A 24,028-nucleotide genomic window follows, 5' to 3' on the forward strand; every position below is an offset into this window, starting at 1 on the left:
TAGCGTATTTTTGGCAAAATTGCTTTATGAAAAACCTATTCATCTTTTGCCTTTTGCTGATTTCTTTTCAAGCAGGCGCTCAGTTTAAACTTCTGGCTAATAATAGTTCTGACCAATATAAAGCAAAAATTTTTGTTGCCGAATGCGAAAATGGCATATGCGGAGGCAAGGCAACCATCATTTTATATGATAAAATATCGGCTAAAGAATTGGAAACATTCCACTCTCCTGATTTAGATTTTAGCCTTACCAGCACCCAGGATGCAAAAATAGGCTGGTTAGATTTGGGAAAATATCAAAGTCCGCTGATTTTTGGCGATTTTAATTTCGATGGCAACGAAGATTTAGCGATACGAAATGGAAGCAAGGGAATCTACATGAGTCCATCCTATGATATTTATCTGGCGACAAACAACAAATTCTTATTAAGTAAAGAATTAACCAAGCTGGCAAGTGAAAACCTGGGGATGTTTGGTATTGATAAGAAAAATAAGCTACTCAGCGTTGAGCAAAAAAACGGTTGCTGCTATCAGCAAACCATCAGTTACCGGGTTGATAAAAAAAATGTCCTTGCCGAAGTTTCTTCGGTAATTGAGGATTCCAGCATCGGCGATGACGTTACTGTCATTACAACAAAACTAGTGAATGGCAAAACACAACGCACTGTGCAGAAATATAAGACCAAGGATTACTATTCAGAAAACTAGAGCGCTGCCCTAACCAAAAATGGAAGTATTTCTTTTTGAAAACTAACAAAGTTTTTGCGAACATCAGAATCGCTTACCGAGGTAAAAGCAAAGGAGAAAACAATGCTTTTACTCGCTTTAAGTAGAAATGCCAAACCTTCTCTCCTTGCAGGATTGTTTTTAAAGGTATCAAGCTCCAAGTAGGCTGCTAATAACAGCGCTTCAAGCTGATCAGATAAATGTTTCAAAAACTCTTGTGAGTTGGCGTTCTCCCGTACAAAATCCCAGCCAATAAATTCATTACAGGCAGTGAAAGAAAGTCTGCTGGTTTTCATCACCAACGCTTTAAGATGCTCCTCTTCAGACCCGTAACTTACCTTATTGTTGATTATTTCATAAAGGTTCTGATCCAGATAATCCATTAAGATGCTATCTAAAACCTGTTCCTTACTTTCAAAATATTTATAAATGGTTGCTTTTGCTATCCTTGCTTTTTTGGCAATTTCGTTAACACTTGTTTTGTGATAACCATATTTCCTAAAAAGTTCTTTGGCAGCTTTTTTTACTGTTTCTTTAATTTTTTCAGCTTCCATTAATTTCTTACGTTAATTGTAGTATTGCCTTGTAAAGACACACTATATGTTTTTAAAGTTCTTTCTGCAGGTGCTTTTTGCGGCGTACCATCGAGAAGAGAAAATTTTGCACCTGAACACGGATCTGTAGCCGTTAAACCACTATCATCGGGAACAATTTTGCATTTGCTATCGGAATTTACCGTGCTACACCGATCGAAAGCTACAAAACCACCAAGTGGAGTTCTAACAATTACCAAACCTGCTATTCCGTTATTTGGAACCAATAGTACATTGTTTACCGCTTTTATTCCGAATTCTACCAGGGTAACATTATAATTAACCGGAATGTCGGGAATAAAGTTTTCTTCTTTGCCGCAGCTAACAAACAGAAAACACACGAACACAATACTAAATAGATGCTTCACGATTAAATCAGGGCAGATTTATACTGGTTTAGAAAGCGAATATCGTTTTCTGAAAAAAGACGTAAATCTTTGATTACATACTTAAGATTGGTAATTCTTTCTATCCCCATACCAAAGGCAAAACCACTGTATTTTTTCGAGTCGATGCCACAGTTTTCCAATACATTTGGATCTACCATTCCACAACCTAAAATTTCTACCCAACCGCTGTACTTACACATGTTACAACCTGCACCCTTACAAATGGTACAAGAGATATCCATCTCGGCAGATGGCTCGGTAAATGGAAAATATGACGGACGGAAACGCACCTGAGTACCTTCCCCGTACAATTCCTGAACAAAATAAAATAGCGTTTGCTTTAAATCAGCAAATGACACATTTTCATCTACATACAAACCTTCAATCTGGTGAAAGAAGCAATGCGCTCTAGCAGAAATGGCTTCGTTACGGTAAACTCTCCCCGGCATAATGGCACGGAAAGGCGGTTGCCCTTGTTCCATCATACGTACCTGAACAGATGAAGTGTGTGTACGCAACGCTATATCACCTTTTTCGCCGCCCTTTTTAATGAAGAAAGTATCCTGCATATCTCTTGCAGGGTGTTCTTCAGGGAAGTTTAAGGCAGAGAAATTGTGCCAGTCATCTTCAATCTCCGGCCCCTCGGCAACTGTAAAACCCAGTTTAGCAAAAATTTCTACAATCTCCCTACGCACCAAAGCCAACGGGTGACGAGATCCGATTTCAAATCCTTCACCTGGCAAGGTCAAATCAAGACTAACATCTTCAACTTTTGAGCTATTACTGTCTGTGGATTCTTTTAAAATTTGATATTTAGATTCGGCAAGTTGTTTAAACTCATTTAAAACTTTGCCTAATGATCTTTTTTCTTCAGTCGAGACAGTTTTGAACTCTTCAAATATTTCTTTGATAATTCCTTTACTGCCTAAATATTTGATACGGAATTGCTCTAGTTCGTCAGCTTTTTCTGTTACGAAAGCATTTATCTTTTCCGAGTATTGTGTGATTTTATCCTGCAACATGGCTTCAAATATACGGCAAAAAATCTAAAATTTTAAGTGATAACAGGTTCAAATAATCAGTTTACAATATCATTATAAAAGAAAATGAACTCAAAACAAAAAAAGCCGCAATTACGCGACTTTCTTAAATCATATAAAACTTATCGAAGTTAAATCACTCCCAATTCTTTACCAACTTTTGTAAAAGCGGCAATGGCTTTATCCAGGTGGTGTTGCTCATGACCTGCTGAGAGCTGCACACGGATCCGGGCTTTGCCTTGTGGAACTACAGGATAGAAAAATCCGATCACATAAATGCCTTCATCCAACATTTTTGCCGCAAACTCCTGTGCTATTTTAGCATCGTAAAGCATTACCGGTACAATTGGGTGAAAACCTGGTTTGATATCAAAGCCAGCTTCAGTCATTTTTGCACGGAAATATTTAGTGTTGCTTTCCAGCTTATCTCTAAGCGAAGTAGTTTCGCTCAACATATCTAATACCGCTATTGATGCTCCTGCAATGGCAGGCGCTAGAGTATTGGAAAATAAGTAAGGACGGGAACGCTGACGCAACATATCGATAATTTCTTTTTTACCAGAAGTGAAACCACCAGAAGCGCCTCCCAATGCTTTTCCTAGGGTACCGGTAATGATATCAATCCGATCCATTACATTGAAATGCTCGTGCGTCCCCCTACCCGTTTTACCAATAAATCCAGAGCAGTGCGATTCATCAATCATGATGAGCGCTTCATATTTATCAGCCAGGTCAGCAATTTTGTCAAGTGGCGCCACTGATCCATCCATAGAAAAAGCACCATCGGTAACGATGATTCTATGTCTGCAATCTTTGGCAGCAATCAATTGCTTCTCTAAATCCTCCATATCCGCATTTTTATAACGGAAGCGCTGTGCTTTACACAAACGAACCCCATCAATAATAGAAGCATGGTTTAATTCATCAGAAATAATGGCATCTTCAGCATTAAATAAAGGCTCAAAAACGCCTCCATTGGCATCAAAGGCAGCAGCATACAAAATGGTATCTTCCGTACCTAAAAATTGAGATATTTTCGCTTCTAATTCCTTGTGAACATCCTGTGTTCCGCAGATAAAACGAACCGAAGACATCCCATAGCCATGATCATCGATCGCTTTTTTTGCCGCCTCGATTACTTTAGGATGCGAAGAAAGACCCAGGTAGTTATTTGCACAAAAATTGATCACCTCTGCACCGCCGCTTACTTTAATATCAGCACCTTGTGGCGTAATGATTATGCGTTCGCGTTTAAACAACCCAGCGTTTTCTATTTCTTCAAGTTCTTTTTGGAGAACAGGTTTAAGTGTTTTATACATGGCTTTTTTAATATTTTTTCTTTTTTCCAAAGTTATAAAAAAAACTCCTTGGCAACTTAAAAACCAGCTCAATAGCTTGTAACTATTTAGGCGCAAACGTTTGATATTTTATCAAACTGCACTTTTGAATCCTTATAAAGGATATCAAAACGGCTAAAAGCTTAATTTTTATTCAACTTAACAAACTTTAACATACCACTATGTGTATAGTGTTAAAACTTATTCGATATTTATAGCTTACTAATCAATACACATGACCCGACTCTGCGCACTCATCCTTCTTTGTAGTTTAACTCAGCTGGCAATAGCACAACAATATACGGTTAGCGGAACAATTAAGGATACAGGCGGACAACCAGTTCCTTTTGCATCAGTTTACATTAAAAATACCACTACCGGAACATCGGCAAATGTGGATGGGAAATATGCCATTAAATTAGAAAAAGGTGATCATATCATAAGCTACCGAGCAGTTGGTTATAAACAACAGGATTATAAAGTAAAGTTATCGGAAACCATTACCCATGACGTGATCCTGGCATCTGAGAGTTATACCCTGGAAAATGTAACCATTAAAGGTAATGCCGAAGATCCTGCGTTTGAGATTATCAGAAAAGCCATAAAACAGCGAAAAACGCATTTGGAAGAGGTAAAGGCATTTACCTGCAATGTTTATATTAAGGGCGTACAAAGGTTAAAAGGCGCACCCAAGAAATTTATGGGCAGAGATATCCAAAAGGTTATGGAACTTGATTCGAACCGACAAGGGATTCTTTACCTGTCTGAATCAAACAGTAAATTTAGTTTCCGCAGACCCAATGATGTTCATGAAGAAATGATTTCCTCGAAAGTGGCCGGTAGAAATAATGCTTTCAGTTTTAATAAGGCCTCTGATTTAATCATCAATTTTTATGATAATTATCTACTGGAAAACAAGCTGAGTTCTAGAGGTTTTATTTCTCCTATTGCTGATAATGCCCTGTTTTATTACAACTATAAACTGGTTGGCGAATCCAAAGAAAACGGCGAATTAATTCATAAAATTCAAGTGATTCCCAGAAGGGAAAACGATCCTGTTTTTAGAGGTTATATTTATATTTTAGATGAAAGCTGGAGAATTTACAACACCGATGTTTACCTGACGAAGAAATCTGGTATTAATTTTATTGACACGCTGAATATTAATCAGCAATTTACGAAGGTAAAAGATACTTACATGCCAACGAACATTAATTTTCAGTTCGCGGGCAGCGTTTTAGGATTTAAACTTGCTGGCTATTTTGTTGGCGTTTACAGCAATTATGATCTCGACCCTAAGTTTCCTAGAGACCGTTTCAATGGAGAGATATTAAAGATCACTAAAGCGGTAAATAAAAAAGATTCGCTTTACTGGATCAATAATCGTCCGATTCCCTTGACCCCCGATGAACAGGTAAACTACATCAAAAAAGACAGTATTGCTAAGCGGAAAGAGTCAAAAGTTTATTTGGATTCGTTGGAGAAAGAGAACAATGAGTTTAAGATCACTAAATTATTGTTAAGGGGCTATAGCAAAAATGATCGATATCATAAGCAGTACTTAAGTTTTGATCCTGTTTTGAAATCCATCTTTTACAATACCGTGGAGGGATTTGCTATTAAATATGGAGTAACTTATCGCCAGGATTTCGAGAACAGACGTTCCTATTCCGTCAGACCGGAGCTGAGATACGGTTTCTCCAACAAAAAGTTAACCGGAAGCTTAACCGGAAATTATTATTATGATCCACTAAAACGGGCCTCTTTTGGTGGCTCTTTCGGTAACGGAATTTTCGATTTAAATAACTTGGGCTCGATGACTGCTTTGGGAAATACCATCAACTCCTTACTTTACGAAAAGAATTTCCCGAAATTTTACGAAAAAAGCTTTGTAAATCTATATACCACCAGAGAGCTTTTCAACGGTCTGCAGGCCAGTTTAAGTGCAGATTACAGTAAAAGTAATACCCTGACAAACAGCACAGATTTTAGGTTTTTTGATGCGAAAGACAGGGAGTTCACCTCGAATAATCCATTTTCGCCAAATGCAGAAACACCGCTTTTTCCTACCTATAAATCATTTAGCGCAACAGCGAGTTTAACCTACACCATCGGGCAAAAATACATTACCCGCCCTGACGGAAAGTTTTATACCGAATCTAATTTTCCTAAAATCACCGCGTTGTATAAGAAAGGATTCAATGGTGTTTTAGGCAGTGATATTGATTATGATTTTGTTAAAGTTGAAATAGCCCAAGATAGAATAGGTTTAGGGTTATGGGGTTATACTTCCTTTCTTGTTGGCGCCGGTAAATTTCTGAATAATGACAAGGTTTACTATCCGGAGTACAAACATTTTGCCGGTAATATCTCTACTATCTTCCCACCGAATTTAAGAAAATTTCAGTACCTGGATTTCTATCAGTTTAGCACCAATCAACAATATTTCGAAGCCCATGTTGAGCATAATTTTGCGGGCTTTTTTTTAAACAAGGTGCCATTGTTACGCAAAGCGAAGCTTGAGGAATTTATTGGTGGAGGATATTTATCATCACCGGAAAAACGAAATTACAAGGAATTTTACTTTGGTATACAACGATTGGTACTTAGAGTGAGTTATGGTTTTGCCTATGATGGACCAACAAAATTAACGCAAGGATTTAGAATAGCATACGGTTTTTAAAAAGTTGAGGGTTTTAGGCTTGAAGGGAATCACTAAACCTTAAGCCTTTTACCTATTGTCTTTTTTCTTATCTTTGCCCCACTTTAAACGCCGTTTGCAACGGTATCAAGAGCATTATGAAAAAATATCAAACACTACTATACTACTGCTATAGTTACATAGCAGAGGCGGAACAATTTGCCGCCGATCACCTTAAGTTTTGTAAGTCACTGGATCTAGTTGGCCGTATTATAGTGGCCGATGAGGGCTTGAATGGCACTGTTTCTGGTAGTCTCCAATCATGCGAGGCATACATGAAAGCTATCCATGCTGATGAGCGTTTTGCAAAAACGGAATTTAAAATTGATGAAGTGGAAGAACCTTCTTTCCTGAAAATGCATTGCCGTTATAAATCGGAGATTGTTCATTCTGGGTTACGGGATACTTCAATCATTAATCCAAATGAGAAAACAGGAAAACATTTGGAACCTACAGAATTCATGAAAATGAAAGATGATGAAGATGTAGTGATTCTAGATGTTCGCTCAAATTATGAGCACAATCTAGGAAAATTTAAAAATGCCATCACCCTTGATATTGAAAATTTCAGAGATTTCCCGGAGCAGATTAACCAGTTAGCCCAGTATAAAGACAAAAAAATTTTAACCTATTGCACCGGCGGCATTAAGTGCGAGAAAGCTTCTGCGCTATTGCTGCATCATGGTTTTAACGATGTTTATCAATTGCATGGTGGCATTATCAAGTATGGTAAAGAAGCTGGAGGAAAGGATTTTGAAGGTAAATGTTACGTTTTCGATAACCGCATCGCGGTTGATGTGAACCGAGTTAACCCAACTGTGGTTTCGATTTGTTATAACTGTGGAAAAACCACGCCTAAAATGATCAACTGTGCTAATCCAGAGTGTAATGAGCACATTACGCAGTGCGATGAATGCGGCGAAGAATTGCAGGGGTGTTGTTCAACAGCTTGTACTACAAATCCGCGTAAACGCCCGTATGATGGAACCGGGTACTATGTAAAAGTGCCACAGCCCGTTGCAAAAAAGGCAGCCGAAATATCAGTTGTATAGCTTAACTGTTCATTATTCTGCAATTGATTATCAATCGATCATAACTTTATTTCCATTTTCTTTTGCTTTATCATAAGTAAGACATGTCATTCTGAGCCTGTCGAAGGAGGTATTAAGATTTCCTGAAATAGCTTTTCGATGAGCTCAACGTGACAATCTCTGCGGCAAATTGATTGATAATACAGCCCCTAAGACAAAATTGCGCCTATATAAATATCGGATTGAATTTGCGACAACTTATCGATGTTTGTTTTCCAAAACTTTTTTTAAATCTAAAATCTTACTTCGAAGGCAGCATCTTTTATTACAATTGAGTCTTGCAAGTCTTTAGTGTTATATAATACACCATTTAAATTCCCTCCGACAAAAGGAACGGATCCGTCTTTTGGTTTTTGATATTTTAGGATTGAAATTTTAAACGCCTTCTTACTTTCATCTGTCGTATAGGTTTTTGAACCGGCCGTTCCGAGTTCAGTAACTAAATAAATATGCGTAGAAAAATCTTTTTGAAATGCTATTTTACTATTTAATAAATACTCTCCGGTCTTAATATCAAAGATTTGAAACTGTAATTTTGAACCAATTTTGGTATTTAGCACATCTTTTGGAACCTGTACATTGACGGTATACATTTCATTATTTGTTCCATCGCTGTTTCCGAGTATAGTCCAACTTCCATGAAAAATATTTCGAGGAGTAGAGATATTACCAGCAATATTTATGGGTTTACCAGCAATATTAGCTTGAAAATATTGCTTATAACTATCTTCTTTGGGTACATCAGTATTTTCTTTTTTACAGGCTATCATAGACAAACAAATTGCAAGAAAGAAAATTATAAACTTCGATTTCATAGAAATCAAATATAGTATTCATAATTGTTTTAATGCGATAATTTATTATTATCATTTCTTAGACAAATGAACAGAGGATATATTATTTTGAAGCAATCGCAAGAAACAATAATATACACCCGACCACGTTCCAGCTTTATTTATCGTAATTGAGCATAATTTCGAACATGCGTCTGTAATCTTTTGAATACGCAAATTTGGTCTCCTATCTGTCAAAATATGAGTGAATGGCTTGCAGTAGAATGTCTGATGAAAACAACACCGTCAAATGAGCTTGTAAGTACTCCATGATACTGATAATGGTCTTCTCCGGTGTAAATATAACCGATATCAAGTTGTTTCATGGGAACACCAAACAATAATCGAGCTGCCTTTTTATTCTCCCCGGAAAATTTCAGAAAGTAATTATCAGGCTTTATTTTGGAAAAAATATATTCATAAGTTCCACGATAAGGATGTTCCATCTCATATGATTTCCAGTTCTTTTGAGAATAGTTGGAAGATGCCATATATTTTCCACCTCCTGATGTGATCGACAGTGAAAAATATTGACCCTCGTATTTTTCTTTGAGAAAAGCACCCATTGTTTTCTGCCCGTTCAGATTCACATTTGCCACGTGAAAGTTATGCGCCCAGAGGAAAACCTTTTCTTTTGGATGGGAATCAAGAAAGATATTGATATTCTCTGCCATAAACTCGTCCCGATTGCCTTTGAAAAACCTATTCTCTATCCATTGTCGGCAAACCCGTACATAACTTTTCAGTTCAAATACGGTTTGCTGATCGATGCGGTTTTTCTCCATATTAATCAGGGAGTCCATCTGTAATAAATCGTTTTTAATTCGCATTGCAGCCCTTATCGTTTGTTCGCTATCCATACTAACCCTACTGAGTTTAATCAAACTGTCCAAATCCCCGTCAATAACGAGTGTCTGCTGGCGGATGCCCGGATTGTATTTTTCCCCAAACTCCCTTAACATCCTGCGTGAATTCCTCAGCCCCAAATCTTCCATATCGAATCCAATAAACTTTACTTTATGATCTTGCGAACGGTTGTACTGGTTTATCCAGGTGAAAAGCTCCAGCATTTCCTGGGTTTTCCATAGCTTATAAAACGGCATGCTCAACAGACTGTCCTTCAAAGCCGGGGTGTCCGCATTCAGCAGGCGGTTCATTTGATCGCAGGTGGCTATGGATTCCTCCAGGGCGATTGTCCTCATCCCTTTCTGCCTGATCACATAATCCAAAATACGGGTCTTGAATTTTGCAACTTCACTGGTGCCATGTGTTGGCTCACCAATACCGATGACCCTGGCATCCCCTATCGCGTCCCCTAGCGGAGATAGATCTTTGAAAGATTCTCCCAGCTCGAGTTGTTTGAGTACGGAGACGCTACGGCCAAGCCAGTCAATCTTTTTTTGAGTAGGTTCCTGATAAAGGCTTCTGGGATCATCTATTTTCAGACCATTTACGATCAGCGCAATATCATCCAGCCATACTCTTGTTCCTGGGCCCACCTCTATCCCGTAATAAAAGCGGTACCATCTTTCTCCGCTGGGAACAGTATAATCTAGTATCACTTTATGCCAACCATTTTTAACCCGTGATACAGTGCCGGAACGAATGATCTTGGACCCCTGCTGAATAAACAGGGATACCGAAGAGTCCAGCTTTTCAATAATTTTGATCCAGCCGGTAAGCTGAACGTGATCAACCTTTGTTGCTGAACTCGAGCCGTAAACATTGGCTGCGATCCCATTTTGCCTTCCTTCTATACTTCCCGATGCGCCATTGATTTCAAGCGATTGTTTGCCTGAATGAAATTCATTTTTGCTTAAACTGATCAGGAAACTTCCCCCGGCATTTTCAGTGATCCAGTTTCTGGCCATCCCCCGTTGATTGGACAGTTCAAATCCCCCGTTGACAACCTCCTGTGCAAACAAAGCATTGTTAACAACCAGGAAAATAAAAAGAGCGAATAAAATATAGTTAGGTTTCATAGCCAGATATTTAATGTATCGCAAAGAACGGCAAAGCGGATCCGCTTCGAACATTATGTTCGACCAATCTTCTTCTGAACCAGATCAGTGAAGCAAGTAGATAAATTCGTCGTGAAAAATATGACGCTGGTCGAAAAACTTGCCATTGAAATGGATTTTTTGACGAGTTTTGTATAGTGAGAGAAAAGAGCGTATTCAACTTCCAAAGTATATTCGAAGCCATCATCTGGCTTTTTTATGTAGGTCTCTATAAATACTCCTACCTTGTTGATCATGCAAGACTTCCGGCAGTAGGAAAGGCAGTTTTTCCATTTCCTGAAATAGGTCTCTATGCAATTGTGTCTACACTTTACCTGATTCCATACTACCGCTGGGCGGTTCCACAGCTGCTATACAATAAACGCTATATCGCACTTTTCCTTCTGACCCTGGTCGTTTTCATTTTTATCACCACTTATAATAACATTGGCGTTTCCTGGATTTTTTTTCAGTTTAATCAAAACCATCCCACTGGCATTTTTTTTGACCGGGAATCAGCAGGATTCTTTATGGACTGGAACATGATCATGACGGATTTCATTGCCTTTTCGAGCATTGCCTTTGCGCGCTTCTCCTATCAAAACCAGCAGGAAAGACACCAGATTGAGCGTGACCATCTAAAATTACAACTTACCTTGCTAAAAAATCAGCTTCAGCCCCACTTTTTATTCAACACCCTCAACAGCCTTTACGGAATGAGCCTTGCAGGATCGAAGGAGACGCCCAGATTCATCTTGTTACTTTCCAATATGATGCAATATATCCTGTATGAATGTGATCGTCAAATGGTATCTCTTCAAGGTGAAGTACGGTTTATGGAGGGCTATTTCGAGTTGGAGCAAAAAAAATATCCGGAGGCTTCAATATCTTTTTTTGTACATAGCATCCCTCAGGAGATTCAGCTCCCTGCTATGCTTATATTGCCACTGATTGAAAACAGTTTCAAACATGGCAGGCATAAAATCCAAAACGACAGCACGGTCCGGGCGGAATTAACCGTTAAAAACAATAAACTTGAATTCCAGATCAAAAACGACAAGGTGGCCATAACATCTTTCCCAAGAAAAACTCTGCCTGGTGGAATAGGTCTGGTGAACATCAAGAAACGACTGGAACTGTATTATCCTGAACGGCATGAACTTTTGCTTAATGAAAGCGATCAATCCTACAACGCCAAACTAACAATCAACTTATGATCACGTGCATTATTCTTGATGATGAGCCTTTTGCGCATCAGGTATTGGAACATTATATTTCACAGGTTCCCGAACTGGTTCTCAAAGCAAAATTCAGGAATTCGGTGGAAGCATTTGAATTTTTGGAAAAGAGCAGCGCGGATCTGCTGTTTCTGGATATTGAGATGCCTCTGGTCAACGGACTCACTTTTTTGAACACAGTCAAGCAGCCTCCTGCTACAATATTTACCACAGCATATAAGGAGTATGCATTTGAAGGTTTCGAACTAAATGCTGTTGATTATCTATTGAAACCTTTCTCCTTTGAACGTTTTCAGAAGGCAATCGAAAAGACAAGCCTGTTGAACAAGACAACAAGTGATCAAACCATCGCAATAAAAGATGAAAAGGGAACTGTAAATCTGAGGCAGAATGACATCATTTCTATCGAAGGCATGAAAGATTACATCAAAGTCACTACCTCAGAACGAGAATATGTTATCTATCACACCTTAAAGTCCATGTTAGAAAGACTTGACCCTCGCCTTTTTATACAAATTCACCGCTCCTATATCGTGAACAGAGTGAAAATCATCCGGATTACTCAGGAAATGGTTGTACTATCCAATAACACGCTTGCCCCAATAGGCAAATCCTTTAAAAAGGACGTCCAAAGTTCGTTAAAGTTATAACTTAGTTCTGCTGCCCATTATTGTGGTGAATAGCTATTTGACTAAAATCGTCCCTGAATTTAATGCTGTTCGAAAAAGATGAACCACGGCAAAGAAAGTGTTAACCATTGCCAGTAAGTTAGAAATCAAAAATTTAATTATACTTTAAGACAATCCAAAGCTGAGTATCGTTTGAAGATAATTACTATTGAAACCTAATATGATTATACTCACGCGTGGTTTGGGGCTTTGAATTTGGAATTCGCTACATTGAGATAAGGCGTCCCCTCGGTATTAACTTTGTGAACTTATCTCCTCAGATATTTTAAAAACAAGTAAAATCTCCTAAAACGAATATTTTACTTAATACCTTTTTATCAAAAACTTATTATCTGAAACGTGCTGCTCCTGACTTCTAGGCTCCATTTTTGGAATGCTTGTTTATTGAAATAATCGTCATTCGGAGCACAGACTGCACACCTGACCAGCCATTTTTTTAATCGAATAGAAAACCTTTCCTGATACTTAGTAGCGCAATTTCAATTTACACTACTAAGTTATTAAGAGAATGATTATATTTTTAGTTATATACAAAATGTCTTTTTACAGATTGTTCTTCTGACTTAGATGCAATGTGCCCACTGTCTCGAAGCACGTATATAATTAATTAAACTATTCTAGGATTATTGATGCAAATGTTTTGATCTTAAATATTCCAGCAATTGTTGTGGTCTATCAGTTTGTATAATAGTTGCGCCATGTGCTATTAGCCAGCCCCATATTTCATCTGGTTTATTTTCTTCAACAGCTTTATCATCATTATGAGCCCCACTAAGCGATGGCCATAATGAATTCATCCAAATACGAGAACCATTATTTGTTATTTTGTTGTGTTCTTTTAGTAAACCGGATGTATCAACACTGAAATTAAGTTCAAATGCAAAAACTTTATTTTTAAATTATATTCGTTAATAATTGCCAATCGCAGTTGCCGTTGTCTCTCGCGCCATTAGGCGAGAAAGCAACTGTAATTAAAAGTGTTGAAAATGCGAAATCCTATGAGTATTACAATCGCAATTTCCCTTTTCTAAAATCTATAAATGGTATTCCTATTGACAAAACAATTCATTCTTTAGTCTATAAATCAAAGAAAGCTCCAAAAGAAGCTAAGTTTGATATCGGTCTCTCAGAAATACAAAAACTGGGAAGGCTTTATTTTATAAATAATTTAAAGTTACCGGAGCATTTACAAATTGTTTTTACCAATGGTAAAACAGACTCTACCACTACGATTCAGCTGCAAGACAGACAGTTTGGCTATTTTTCTAAGTTGGAACTTAAATCCTCCTTGAACGCTGCTGCAATTTCAAAGGGAGAGTTTAGCCATATGGCTACCTTACTCAAAGGAAATATTGGTCTATTTTCTTTACCAGAAATGTATAGTTTTGCTAATGTGATTGGGCTGAAAGATTATATTGATTCGATATTTACCACTTTTCGCGATACAAAAGCAATCATCATCGATTTACGTTTTAATCCAGGTGGAAGCAGAGATTTAATTCCAAAATTTCCAGTCATATTATTTCAAGAGCTAATACACCATGGATCGCGAATGTAGCATACTTACGTACAAATAAGAGGGACACTATCTTCGATTCAATGTCTGAACGATTGCTATATCAATATTATTCCGATAGTTACAACGATTTGGAAAAAAGCACTATATCCGCATATCCGCTTTCTTGAAAAAATTTGTCGCATAAAAAAAAATGATACCAATAAATTCAGTCATCCCATACAATAAAAGAGCAAAAATAGCTTTGATTAATTTAGAGCATTTCAAAAAGTACAAATTTCTTTTAATCAGCTTTAAACTCTAAGTTTAAAAACATCGTCCCACTTACTATCTTTGACTTTAAATTAAACTGCTGCACGCATTGCCGCCCGCCTCGACATGATTTTCTCAATAAGGCCGTGCAACCGGCTCCGATAGTCGCTACCCAACCACTTGATATAGTTTTTGGTTACCGAACCCAGGCATTTGCTGTATTGTTTTATCCTCCAGTTGATTTCTTTATCAAGTTCATGTTCCAGCTGAAATGCTTGGCTCACCGTATCAGCATTTTCAGCGCACATCATTGCATGTTGCCTGATGGAATCCCGGAGCACGGTTTTTGCCTTTTCCCCTTTATCCATGGCTGTTTGATAAACGGCAAGCACATCGAAAGATATCTCAGTGCTGTTGGCAAACCTGTTTCGCATTTCGGCAGGCATCTGGTGGATATCATCGCTGGCCTTTGCCAAGATCTGGTGAAAGATTTCGGGATTTTCAAATATATTTTGCCAATCAACTGGTGCATCCCATTCTCCAAACCTTTCTGCATTATTGCCCAGGTCTATTATAGTAAAAGTCTTTTTACCGGGCAAACGTCTCGCTCCTCTCCCAATCATCTGGTGATAAAGGGTAAGAGAGGTAGTAGCACGGTTGAGGATAATTGACTGCACAGACGGCTCATCAAACCCAGTAGTTAATATGGATACCGATGTTAATATCGCTCCCTTTGTTTTTTTAAACCATTTTAATATTTCAAGCCGCTCTGTACTTTCGGTTTTGTTATCTAGATGGCGGATGGGATAACCCGCCTGCTGAAAAACTTCCAATACCTTTCGGGAGGTAAATATACCGTTATTGAAAATCAATGTTTTTTTACCAGATGCATTTTCCTTATAGGCGTGTACCAAAAGATCGAGCATTATTTTAGACGAATATAGCTCATCTGAGCTACTCACCGTATAATCGCCATGTATGCCCCTGTTTAGCGTGTTTAGTTCCACCTCATAAGCAAAACCCTTTGGCTTTGCCAAAAAGCCTTGTTCGATAAGCGAATTGATCTGCTCCCCTAGCACCAGCTCACTGTATAAGCTTTTCATCGGGCGCGAAACATCTGCTGAAAAAGGTGTGGCAGTTACCCCGATTACTCTGGCACCCGGAAATTTATTGAGCAGTTTATGAAAAGAATTGTGATGAGCTTCATCTACAATCACAAGGCCCACCCCTTTAGTGTCGATCAAACCATCATCGATCCTGTGTTTAAGGGTTTCGACCATGGCTACATAACAGTGATAATAATCTTTTTTGGCTATCCGCTTAACTTTGCTGTCTACTACTTTATTGAAAACGCCAGCATTTTTCATCGCCAGCGACGTTTGTTTGCATAGTTCTTGTCGGTGCGTGAGCACAATGACCTTTTTTCCATATTGCCTTATAAAACGATCGGCAATTTCAGAAAAGATAACCGTTTTGCCTCCACCCGTAGGCAACTGGAATAGCAAACGTAGCTGATCGGTGCCGGTCTGCATTTTTTCGAATAAAGTGTCTATCGCATACTGCTGATAGGGATATATTTTTTTTGCTGACCCATTCGCAGCCGTGGATGATAAAATCTGCATGGTGATACAACCACAGAAACTGGCTGAAAGTTTTAAGGCATTACACCATTGGTTCGATAAAATCAGCGACAGCCTAATCTCGTAAATAATGATGCTATGCCCGCTTTTTAACAGGCTTTTGGAAAAAACCTTTACCATAACCATAAGTTATATTTCGGGGTATGCCCTGAATCTAGCCTAAAACAAACGCTTCTAGGCTGCAGTCCAATTACCCGCTTCCCCACGCTCTTCGGGCACCAGCTAAATACAACTAATATTAGCGTATATGTGAAGAGGTTATATTTTCAAGCTGGGTTACGATAAAAGCCTGGATATGAACCAAATAATTTGGTTTATCAGGATGGAAAAAAGGTGTCTCAGCACCTACGTACAGTTCCTTTGGCTATAAACTATATGAAATTATTGCAGCTAAGAGAAAAACGTCTCACAAAACCAAGACTTTAACTTAAGTATCCCAAATGCTTAGATAAATATGCCTACGGTAAAATCAATTCTGCAAATATTGTAACCTACCCGTTATTTTAATTTACCGAATTAAGTCGATCGAAATTTTTTAAATGTATATTTGATGCAATTGGCAATTTCATCCATCACATATCACCAGTTTCTTCCGTCCTCCGTTAGGGCATTTCTGCTACTTATATTGTTTGTGGGTGCACTATTAGTGCAAAATTTACACCACCATGAGCAGGAGGTTCCTCAGCTAGGGGTTCACAACAAAGAAGAAACTTCGGTGTCGTTCAAGTATTCAACAGCCAAAGCAAGTTGTAAACTTTGCGACCTGATCAAAAATCAGTCTCAAGATTTTGATTCACCTAATCTTCCGGTTTTAGCAGCAAAAACAGGTAAATATCCCGGTCATATTTTTGGCTACCTCTTTGGCCATACGGCTAATTATATTCTTTCTGCGGCCAATAAAGGTCCGCCCGCTTTGGTTGCCTAACTTTAGACAGCTACATTATTTCATTTTATCCTTTTTCGATTTAACAAATGCATGGCATTCGCGTATGCGTTAATAATTATTTTTATGCTTGAAGCTATTTCACTATCTAAAAACTATGGGGACTATCACGCCCTTAAAAACCTAAACCTTACTGTAAATGCAGGCGAGGTATATTGCTTGCTTGGTCAGAATGGGGCAGGTAAAACCACCACCATCAATCTATTTCTGGGATTTATAGAGCCATCTGAAGGCAAAATATTAATTAATAATGAGTATGTATCTTCTAGTGATGAGTTAAGAAGGCAACATCTTGCCTACATCCCGGAAGTTGTGATGCTTTATGGAAATTTGAGTGCTGTAGAAAACCTTGATTATTTTTCAAAACTTGCTGGTTATAACTACAGTCGTAGTCATCTGCAATCATTACTAAGTGAAAGCGGGTTACAAGAAGCTGCTCACAACAAGCGTTTAAACGGTTTTAGCAAGGGAATGCGACAAAAGGTTGGAATTGCAATAGCTGTAGCAAAAGATGCAAAAATTATTCTGATGGATGAACCGACAAGCGGCCTTGATCCTAAAGCAACTGCCGAATTTAGTTTGCTGATTAAAAAACTGGCAAATGAAGGCCGCTCCATACTGATGGCTACTCATGATATTTTTAATGCAGTGGAGATCGCGACGCATATCGGGATTATGAAACAGGGAGAATTGATTCACACCCTTAAAGCAAATGAAATATCTGCGAATGACCTTCAAAAACTCTATCTGCAAACCATTTAAAGTTTTAAGATGTATCACATAAATAAACCAGCTTATTTTCTGCAATTCGTTTTTATTTCACTTCTGCTGCTGGCAATTTTACCCTCGGCAAATGCGCAATCGAAACTAAGCGGAAAGGTGACCGACAGAACGGGCCTAGCGATTAAGGGTGCAACGCTCCTTTTCAACAAAAACGATAAACAGTTAGTTACCAGTACCGATACCCTTGGCCTGTTTTCGGTGGTTTTGGAGAACAACCGTACTTATCAGCTCCGTGTAACGGCACTGGGTTTTGCTCCCTACCAGGCAAATATTAAAACTGCAGCGGCTGATAGCTTAATCAAAAATCCAATAGTGCTTGATGCCACCAACCAGGAGCTCCAAACAGTTGAAATAGTGGGTACCAACGGTAAAAAATACTATGGTAACTATTCATTTTCTGCCACTAAAACAGCGAGTTTAAACAAGGATATTCCACAGGCTATCTCTTCAATTTCTAAAGAGTTAATTGCCGATCGCCAGGCGGGTGTGCTCTCTGAAGCCATTAAAAGCGTAACGAGTGTATCACAAAGCAGCTTTTACAATCAATTTGCTATCCGAGGAATTAATCAGAATGAAGAAGGGGTGATTATTAATGGAATGCGTACCCGCCAAAACTATTTCAACCAACCCCTTACGAGTAATCTGGAACGAATAGAGGTCATAAAAGGACCTGCAAGCGCTACATTTTCAAGCGTAGATCCTGGAGGAAGTATTAATCTGGTAACCAAAAAGCCTTTGCCCCAACAACGTCGGGAAATCAGCATTTCAGGAGGTAGCTTTAGCACCTTCCGTGGTGCCCTTGATTTTACAGGCCCGCTGGATGAGGGAAAAACCCTGTTGTACAGACTTAATGTCGGTTATGAAAACAGCAAAAGCTTTCGCAATCTCCAGTTCAGGAAAGGATACATTATCGCACCCTCGTTCTCCTATATCCCAAATGAGAAAACCAGTTTAAGTATTGAAGTGGTGGTTAACAATAGTGATTCGAGGCTTGATCGCGGGCAAGCGATTTTCGGTGCCACAGCCGGTCAGACAGATCTGAACAGCACACCCATCCGCTTTAATATGGGTGCCAGCAATGATAAGTTTAACACGCGTGATGTAATGCTGATGGCCAACTTTTCTCATAAGCTGGGTAAAAACCTATCTTTCAATTTAGCTTACATGAAACAGGACTGGAATGAAGATCTGGTGGAGCACCGCACAAACAATGCCTTTGCTCTCGACGAAAATAGCCAGCCGATCCGTAGTCTGGCAGGAATGATTGCTGTACAGAGACAACAAAAGTTTAGTACTGAAAACTTAAGCCCATATTTCTCGCTTTCAGCCAACAGTTTCGGCATTAAGCATCAGATTGTTACCGGGTATGATCGCATCAGCACACAAAAACTTCGTGGTGGTGGGTCGAGTACCGCGCAGGGATACCGTTTGAAAGATGGTACGGTAACGCCCCGGTATGATGCAGCAAAAAAAGAGCTTTACCAGTTTAGCACTGTAAATGGTGTAAATGCGCCTGTGCCAAACGTAGAACATTTCAACCTGCTTAATCCCTCCTACACACTTAAAAACCTGAGTGATTATACCTTTACCAAAACAGAAATCGCACCGGCATATTATCTGGTAAATGCCATTTATCTTCAGGATCAGGCTACCATAGGCCGGTTTACGCTCACCTTAGGTTTAAGGCAGGAATGGTATGAAGATTACGCCAATTATCAGCTTGCTACCGAGCAGAAAATAAACTTTGCGAAACTGCTTCCCAGACTGGGCGCAACTTTCCGCATTAATCCACAGATAAATGCTTACGCAACCTATTTGCAGGGTTATCAACCACAGGGCAATACCTCTTCTCTGGTCATTACTCCTCCGCCTTCCGGCTCAAATTTCAAACCATTGGAAAGCGATCTTCGTGAATTCGGGATCAAATCAGAGTGGCTAAATGCAAATTTGATGATCAATATTGCTGCATTTGAAATCAACCAGAAAAACCTGCTTATGAACGCCAATGATCCTTTGGACGTCAATCGTCTTATCGAAAGGGGCGCACAGCGAAGCCGCGGTATTGAGATCGAATCTTCAGGTTTCATCAAAGATAACTGGCAGTTTAATGTTGGCTATAGTTATGTAAACGCTATTGTAACAGACGATTTTAATCCTCAGATCATCGGTCAGCGTGTTCAGAATACGCCAAGGCACAGCGCAAGCCTTTGGACAAGATATGATCTTCGCCAGGAAAAACTTAAAGGTCTGGGTTTTGGTGCAGGGCTACAGTATAGCGGCAACAAACTGCCTCTTTACATCCGCGATTTTACTCTGCCTGCTTATACCGTGGTTGATGCTGCAGTTTATTATTCACCAAATACATCCAAAGTGCAACTTTCTATGAACCTCAACAACCTCCTGAACAGAACCTATTGGGTGGGTGCACAAAATTACCTGCGTCTTTTTCCAGGTACGCCAAGAAATGTGATGTTTAATATAACTTATCGTATTTAATGAAAAATATTGTTTTTACCATATCCAGGCAAACCTACAAAAGTATAATAGCCAATCGGGCAACGTTGGCCTTAGCGGTTCTTCTCGGCCTTTCGCTCTGCCTGGCAACCTATGTAGGATGGCAGAATTTTAAATCGCAAAATAGCCAGCGCCTCCACTACAAACAACTTGTTCGGGCGCAATGGCTTGCCAAGCCAGACAAACATCCACACCGGATGGCCCATTACGGATATCTTGCTTTCAGGGAAAAGCATGAGCTGAGCTTTTTTGATTTTGGAATAGAAAGTTTTGCCGGTGTTTCTATTTTCCTGGAGGCACACAAACAAAATACGGTCAATTTTAGCGAAGCTGGTTTTTCTAACGGTATGCTGCGATTTGGAGAAATAAGCGTAGCTATGGTGCTGCAGCTTCTTGTTCCACTGCTGATTATTTTTCTTGGATACAATAGCATTTCTGCAGAAAGGGAATCAGGAACGCTGAAGATTTTACTGTGCCAAAAGGTAAGCTGGAAAAAACTTTTATGGGGTAAAACTTTTGGAATTTTAGCTGTAGTACTTTCCATATTTATTCCGCTGATTTTATTGACCATATTGCTATGGGCATCTTTAGCCGATTGGGCAGTAAGCGGCGATTCGGCCATTAGGCTACTGATATTGATTATCTGCTACTCCGCATATTTCTTCATCATAGTGGCTATAACCGTTTTGGTTTCTGCATTTTCCAAAAGCTCCAGAACAGTATTAACTATGCTGCTTGCTGCCTGGATTGTGCTGATCATCATCGTTCCGAGGATTACACAGGCCGTTGGGAACAGGATTTTTCCGGTTCCATCCAAGCTTGAATTTTTGGACCAGATTGGCTCCGATGTTCAAAAGCAAGGTGATAGTCATGATGCGAATGACTCTCACTATGCCAAAATAAAAGATTCTTTGCTCAAAGCTTACCGCGTAGATGATGTAAAAAAACTGCCTTTTAATTATGGCGGCTTCATCATGGCAGAAGGAGAACGGATCACGGCAGGTATCTACTCTGCTCACCAAAAAAAACTGAACGAGAAATTTCAGCTGCAAAACAGCATTACCGCTATGGTAGCCTTGCTCAATCCATACCTGGCATTAAAACAGGTGTCAATGGCTTTAACTGCTTCAGATTTTGAGACTTTCGTAGATTTCCAGAATCAGGCCGAAGCTTACCGCTATGGATTGGCGCAAAAAATGAACAAGCTTCAAATTGATAAAATCAGTAATGAGAAGCCAGGTGAACATGACAAACCGCTTTCCATCAGCCGCTCTAACTGGGCAGAACAGCCTGATTTTAATTATAAGTTTAAGTTTTACGGTAAAGTAGTGCGTCAGGAAGGCGTTGCACTTGCTGCCCTAGGGCTTTGGCTAGCAATGGTTATTCTTTTACTTCAATATTCCCCTCGTTGGATCAAAACAGTTTAGCAAAATGAAAAATACCTATAATTTAGAATTCAAACTTTTTTTCAGAAGTAATTCAGCATGGGTTGGCATATTGGTGTTGCTGGTTACCGGATTTGCTGGCTTGTATTTTGGCAAAACCTTTATCGATAAGCAAAACCAGGCAATCGAAAAGGCCGCATTGCTGCAGCAGAAGAATACTCGAAATAATGTAGAACACTTTGGCAATGACATTGGCCTTTTCTTTTTTCACAATAAATTTTCAATGGCCAATGTACCTCAGCCATGGGCAGCATTTGCCAATGGCCAGCGAGATGTAAATCCATACCTCATTTCTGCCACGATGCTGGCGCTGGAAGGCCAACTTTATGATACCGAAATCAGCAATCCTGTGAGTTTATTATTTGGCAATATGGACCTGAGTTTCGTGTTCATCTATCTTTTTCCATTGGTGATTATTGCTTTAGTGTACAACTTAATTGCGGAAGAGCGGGAGTTGGGAATCTGGCCACTGTTGAAATCCCAGACTAACCAACTTTCCAAGTTAATCTGGAAAAAATTTATGGTCAGGACTCTGGCAATTTACCTAACTTCTATCATATTGCTTATAGCCGCCGTATTATACCTTCATCTTCCAACTGATCAAAATTTGCTTGCAGTAACAGTTATCATCTGGCTGTATCTTGCCTTTTGGCTTGCTGTGTCATTTTTTGTGATTAGTTTAAGCAAGTTTTCCAGCTACAACGCTTCCGTTTTGGTTGCCCTGTGGGTATTATTGTGTGTGGTGTTGCCTGCCAGTTTGAATCTGGTACTTAGCCAGAAATATTCAGTTCCCGAAGCGCTGCAAAATGTGATCAATCAGCGTGAGGGCTACCATGAAAAATGGGACATGCCAAAAGAAGTAACCATGAAACCATTTTTTGAGCATTACCCTCAATTGAAACAGTATCCATTTCCCGCTGATAAGACGTTTAGCTGGTTTTGGTATTATGGCATGCAACAGATGGGCGACGACCAAGCGGTTGAAAGCAGAAAAGCAGTAGCCGAAAAGCTTAAGTTAAGACAGCATTTCACGTCAATTGCAGCACTTTTGTTACCAACCGTTCAAACTCAACTGGGCATCAATGAGGTTGCCGGAACAGATTTGAATGCTCATCTCGCTTTTCAAGAAGCATACCGATCTTTTCACGAGAAAACCAGACTACAGTTTTACCCTGCAATTTTTTTGGAGAATGGTATCGAAACAACTAAGGTAAGCTCCACTAAACTTGAAACATTTGCGCCAGGTACCATTAAAGATTGGACAAGATTGGTATCATTGAGTTTGCTCACCATACTGTTTCTGACATTAACGTTAAGAAATCTAAAGGAAATCCAAATTGTTAAATAATTCGGATATGCATTCCATGGTAAACAAAGCTTTAAAAACCATAATGATCAGGTTCGAAGTCATGACTGATATCCATTAGATAAGTCCGAGCATGCAAAAAGTATTTCGAATGCTGACACGCGAATCATTCAATAAATGCGATAAGGGACTATGATCGAAAGTCATAGTTCCCGCGTGTTTATTTTACGATAGATATTATCCATATGTATTACTCTCAGCTATAAGCTTCGAATAACTATTAGCACGAATTGAAAATGTCTCTCATAATAAAGGTATCCATTCCATTCAGTATATTTTTCTTTCAGCTGTAGGTTCACATCCTTGAAGATTTCATGAAAAAAGATGGCTGCAGACGAGGTCGCATTTCTCCTAGCTTAAATCAATCCACACCTTGCTTTTGCCAGATTGCATTTTATATCTTGTACAACCGTCGAGAGTTCACCTGAAAGCGTAACATCGAGTATGTCATTATCTAAGATTACCTTTCTATCAACCGGAAAAACATTTTCGTTCTTAATGTGATATCACCAATCATAAGATTATAGATACCCATATTTAAAAAGGCAGGAAAACTATATGATTAATTGTAAATTAAAATCAATATGAAAATGTCATTGATTTGTTTCATTGTTGAAGGCAATGGAATCTTATCAGTTGAGCGGGAACGAGCCATGAGTTAAGGTATTTCTGAGGCTAAAGCAAAATATAATTTCTGCTAACTAAATGATTAACAAGCACTAATATTTAAACTATAATATTAAAGCGAAATTCATTTGCAGATTAGCGCCAAGTTCGTACTTTTGCAGCGGAGAGCTGGCAGAGTGGTCGAATGCGGCAGTCTTGAAAACTGTTGACTGTAACAGGTCCGGGGGTTCGAATCCCTCGCTCTCCGCGGATTTAGGTTCAAAAAATTAGAAAAGCCCGTTTATCGTATGATAAAGGGCTTTTTTG

18 protein-coding genes, 1 tRNA gene and 1 pseudogene are annotated in these 24,028 nt (G+C 39.1%); 12 read left to right on the forward strand and 8 right to left on the reverse strand.

Going from position 1 to position 24,028, the window contains the following annotated elements; translation table 11 throughout:
• Positions 1-26: 26 nt before the first annotated feature.
• Positions 27-707 carry an XAC2610-related protein gene (locus OQZ33_RS19330; RefSeq protein WP_265800967.1) on the forward strand — a complete coding sequence of 227 codons (681 nt, stop codon included), beginning with the start codon at positions 27-29 and terminating at the stop codon, positions 705-707.
• Here the strand turns inward: OQZ33_RS19330 and OQZ33_RS19335 are convergent.
• From OQZ33_RS19335 to kbl, 4 genes are all read right to left on the reverse strand, one after another.
• Complete coding sequence (locus tag OQZ33_RS19335) at positions 704-1,279, reverse strand: TetR/AcrR family transcriptional regulator (RefSeq protein WP_265800968.1); 576 nt, start codon at positions 1,277-1,279, stop codon at positions 704-706. The two genes, OQZ33_RS19330 and OQZ33_RS19335, sit on opposite strands and share 4 nt — an antisense overlap.
• Positions 1,279-1,686 (reverse strand): hypothetical protein, encoded by a 408-nt coding sequence (locus OQZ33_RS19340; protein ID WP_265800970.1) that lies wholly within the window; start codon positions 1,684-1,686, stop codon positions 1,279-1,281. The genes OQZ33_RS19335 and OQZ33_RS19340 overlap by 1 nt, the downstream gene beginning before the upstream one ends.
• A 2-nt stretch (positions 1,687-1,688) precedes the next feature.
• Entirely contained in the window at positions 1,689-2,729 is a 1,041-nt protein-coding gene (gene pheS, locus OQZ33_RS19345; RefSeq protein WP_265800972.1) for a phenylalanine--tRNA ligase subunit alpha, read from the reverse strand.
• A gap of 149 nt (positions 2,730-2,878) precedes the next feature.
• Complete coding sequence (gene kbl, locus OQZ33_RS19350; RefSeq protein ID WP_265800993.1) at positions 2,879-4,066, reverse strand: glycine C-acetyltransferase; 1,188 nt, start codon at positions 4,064-4,066, stop codon at positions 2,879-2,881.
• Between the two features lie 253 nt (positions 4,067-4,319).
• On the opposite strand from kbl, the gene OQZ33_RS19355 reads away from it, so the two are divergent.
• Positions 4,320-6,767, forward strand: coding sequence for a DUF5686 and carboxypeptidase regulatory-like domain-containing protein (locus OQZ33_RS19355; protein WP_265800974.1), 2,448 nt, complete (start codon positions 4,320-4,322; stop codon positions 6,765-6,767).
• Between the two features lie 116 nt (positions 6,768-6,883).
• On the forward strand, positions 6,884-7,837 hold the full coding sequence (locus OQZ33_RS19360) for a rhodanese-related sulfurtransferase (protein ID WP_265800976.1): 954 nt from the start codon (positions 6,884-6,886) through the stop codon (positions 7,835-7,837).
• A gap of 272 nt (positions 7,838-8,109) precedes the next feature.
• Here OQZ33_RS19360 and OQZ33_RS19365 read toward each other — a convergent pair whose 3' ends face one another.
• Positions 8,110-8,691 carry a DUF5025 domain-containing protein gene (locus tag OQZ33_RS19365; protein WP_265800977.1) on the reverse strand — a complete coding sequence of 194 codons (582 nt, stop codon included), beginning with the start codon at positions 8,689-8,691 and terminating at the stop codon, positions 8,110-8,112.
• Positions 8,692-8,903: 212 nt separating this feature from the next.
• Positions 8,904-10,691 carry an erythromycin esterase family protein gene (locus tag OQZ33_RS19370; protein ID WP_265800978.1) on the reverse strand — a complete coding sequence of 596 codons (1,788 nt, stop codon included), beginning with the start codon at positions 10,689-10,691 and terminating at the stop codon, positions 8,904-8,906.
• Positions 10,692-10,867: 176 nt separating this feature from the next.
• On the opposite strand from OQZ33_RS19370, the gene OQZ33_RS19375 reads away from it, so the two are divergent.
• Both OQZ33_RS19375 and OQZ33_RS19380 read left to right on the forward strand, forming a co-directional pair.
• Positions 10,868-11,926, forward strand: coding sequence for a sensor histidine kinase (locus OQZ33_RS19375; protein ID WP_265800980.1), 1,059 nt, complete (start codon positions 10,868-10,870; stop codon positions 11,924-11,926).
• On the forward strand, positions 11,923-12,597 hold the full coding sequence (locus tag OQZ33_RS19380) for a LytR/AlgR family response regulator transcription factor (RefSeq protein WP_265800981.1): 675 nt from the start codon (positions 11,923-11,925) through the stop codon (positions 12,595-12,597). The genes OQZ33_RS19375 and OQZ33_RS19380 overlap by 4 nt, the downstream gene beginning before the upstream one ends.
• 662 nt (positions 12,598-13,259) lie before the next feature.
• On the opposite strand, the pseudogene OQZ33_RS19385 reads toward OQZ33_RS19380, so the two are convergent.
• Positions 13,260-13,514 (reverse strand): annotated as a pseudogene (locus OQZ33_RS19385) (DUF4996 domain-containing protein); the annotation flags it as partial.
• Positions 13,515-13,570: 56 nt separating this feature from the next.
• On the opposite strand from OQZ33_RS19385, the gene OQZ33_RS19390 reads away from it, so the two are divergent.
• Positions 13,571-14,194, forward strand: a complete 624-nt coding sequence (locus OQZ33_RS19390) for a S41 family peptidase (RefSeq protein ID WP_265800982.1) — start codon at positions 13,571-13,573, stop codon at positions 14,192-14,194.
• A gap of 302 nt (positions 14,195-14,496) precedes the next feature.
• On the opposite strand, the gene OQZ33_RS19395 is transcribed toward OQZ33_RS19390, so the two are convergent.
• The gene (locus OQZ33_RS19395; RefSeq protein WP_265800983.1) at positions 14,497-16,164 is read right to left on the reverse strand and encodes a DEAD/DEAH box helicase; all 1,668 of its coding nucleotides are present in this window, start codon (positions 16,162-16,164) and stop codon (positions 14,497-14,499) included.
• A gap of 430 nt (positions 16,165-16,594) precedes the next feature.
• Here OQZ33_RS19395 and OQZ33_RS19400 point away from each other — a divergent pair, with 430 nt between their 5' ends.
• The 6 genes from OQZ33_RS19400 (at position 16,595) to OQZ33_RS19425 (ending at position 23,969) form a co-directional block, all read left to right on the forward strand.
• The gene (locus tag OQZ33_RS19400; RefSeq protein WP_265800984.1) at positions 16,595-16,969 is read left to right on the forward strand and encodes a hypothetical protein; all 375 of its coding nucleotides are present in this window, start codon (positions 16,595-16,597) and stop codon (positions 16,967-16,969) included.
• A gap of 84 nt (positions 16,970-17,053) precedes the next feature.
• Positions 17,054-17,749, forward strand: a complete 696-nt coding sequence (locus OQZ33_RS19405; RefSeq protein WP_265800986.1) for an ABC transporter ATP-binding protein — start codon at positions 17,054-17,056, stop codon at positions 17,747-17,749.
• Positions 17,750-17,758: 9 nt separating this feature from the next.
• On the forward strand, positions 17,759-20,266 hold the full coding sequence (locus OQZ33_RS19410; protein WP_265800987.1) for a TonB-dependent receptor: 2,508 nt from the start codon (positions 17,759-17,761) through the stop codon (positions 20,264-20,266).
• Positions 20,266-21,711 (forward strand): ABC transporter permease, encoded by a 1,446-nt coding sequence (locus tag OQZ33_RS19415; protein ID WP_265800989.1) that lies wholly within the window; start codon positions 20,266-20,268, stop codon positions 21,709-21,711. The genes OQZ33_RS19410 and OQZ33_RS19415 overlap by 1 nt, the downstream gene beginning before the upstream one ends.
• 4 nt (positions 21,712-21,715) lie before the next feature.
• Positions 21,716-23,077 (forward strand): DUF3526 domain-containing protein, encoded by a 1,362-nt coding sequence (locus tag OQZ33_RS19420; RefSeq protein ID WP_265800990.1) that lies wholly within the window; start codon positions 21,716-21,718, stop codon positions 23,075-23,077.
• A gap of 807 nt (positions 23,078-23,884) precedes the next feature.
• Positions 23,885-23,969, forward strand: a tRNA-Ser gene (locus OQZ33_RS19425).
• Positions 23,970-24,028: the final 59 nt, after the last annotated feature.

It is taken from the genome of Pedobacter sp. MC2016-05, from assembly GCF_026239735.1.
In the GTDB taxonomy this organism is placed as follows: Bacteria; Bacteroidota; Bacteroidia; order Sphingobacteriales; family Sphingobacteriaceae; genus Pedobacter.

Bases quoted from the DNA above. Each gene is read 5' to 3' on its own strand.
- OQZ33_RS19380 (WP_265800981.1), top strand. From the start codon at position 11,923: ATGATCACGTGCATTATTCTTGATGATGAGCCTTTTGCGCATCAGGTA.
- OQZ33_RS19415 (WP_265800989.1), top strand. From the start codon at position 20,266: ATGAAAAATATTGTTTTTACCATATCCAGGCAAACCTACAAAAGTATA.
- OQZ33_RS19395 (WP_265800983.1), bottom strand. From the start codon at position 16,164: ATGGTAAAGGTTTTTTCCAAAAGCCTGTTAAAAAGCGGGCATAGCATC.
- OQZ33_RS19420 (WP_265800990.1), top strand. From the start codon at position 21,716: ATGAAAAATACCTATAATTTAGAATTCAAACTTTTTTTCAGAAGTAAT.
- pheS (WP_265800972.1), bottom strand. From the start codon at position 2,729: ATGTTGCAGGATAAAATCACACAATACTCGGAAAAGATAAATGCTTTC.
- OQZ33_RS19330 (WP_265800967.1), top strand. From the start codon at position 27: ATGAAAAACCTATTCATCTTTTGCCTTTTGCTGATTTCTTTTCAAGCA.
- OQZ33_RS19370 (WP_265800978.1), bottom strand. From the start codon at position 10,691: ATGAAACCTAACTATATTTTATTCGCTCTTTTTATTTTCCTGGTTGTT.
- OQZ33_RS19410 (WP_265800987.1), top strand. From the start codon at position 17,759: ATGTATCACATAAATAAACCAGCTTATTTTCTGCAATTCGTTTTTATT.
- OQZ33_RS19335 (WP_265800968.1), bottom strand. From the start codon at position 1,279: ATGGAAGCTGAAAAAATTAAAGAAACAGTAAAAAAAGCTGCCAAAGAA.
- OQZ33_RS19360 (WP_265800976.1), top strand. From the start codon at position 6,884: ATGAAAAAATATCAAACACTACTATACTACTGCTATAGTTACATAGCA.
- OQZ33_RS19400 (WP_265800984.1), top strand. From the start codon at position 16,595: ATGCAATTGGCAATTTCATCCATCACATATCACCAGTTTCTTCCGTCC.
- kbl (WP_265800993.1), bottom strand. From the start codon at position 4,066: ATGTATAAAACACTTAAACCTGTTCTCCAAAAAGAACTTGAAGAAATA.
- OQZ33_RS19355 (WP_265800974.1), top strand. From the start codon at position 4,320: ATGACCCGACTCTGCGCACTCATCCTTCTTTGTAGTTTAACTCAGCTG.
- OQZ33_RS19405 (WP_265800986.1), top strand. From the start codon at position 17,054: ATGCTTGAAGCTATTTCACTATCTAAAAACTATGGGGACTATCACGCC.
- OQZ33_RS19365 (WP_265800977.1), bottom strand. From the start codon at position 8,691: ATGAAATCGAAGTTTATAATTTTCTTTCTTGCAATTTGTTTGTCTATG.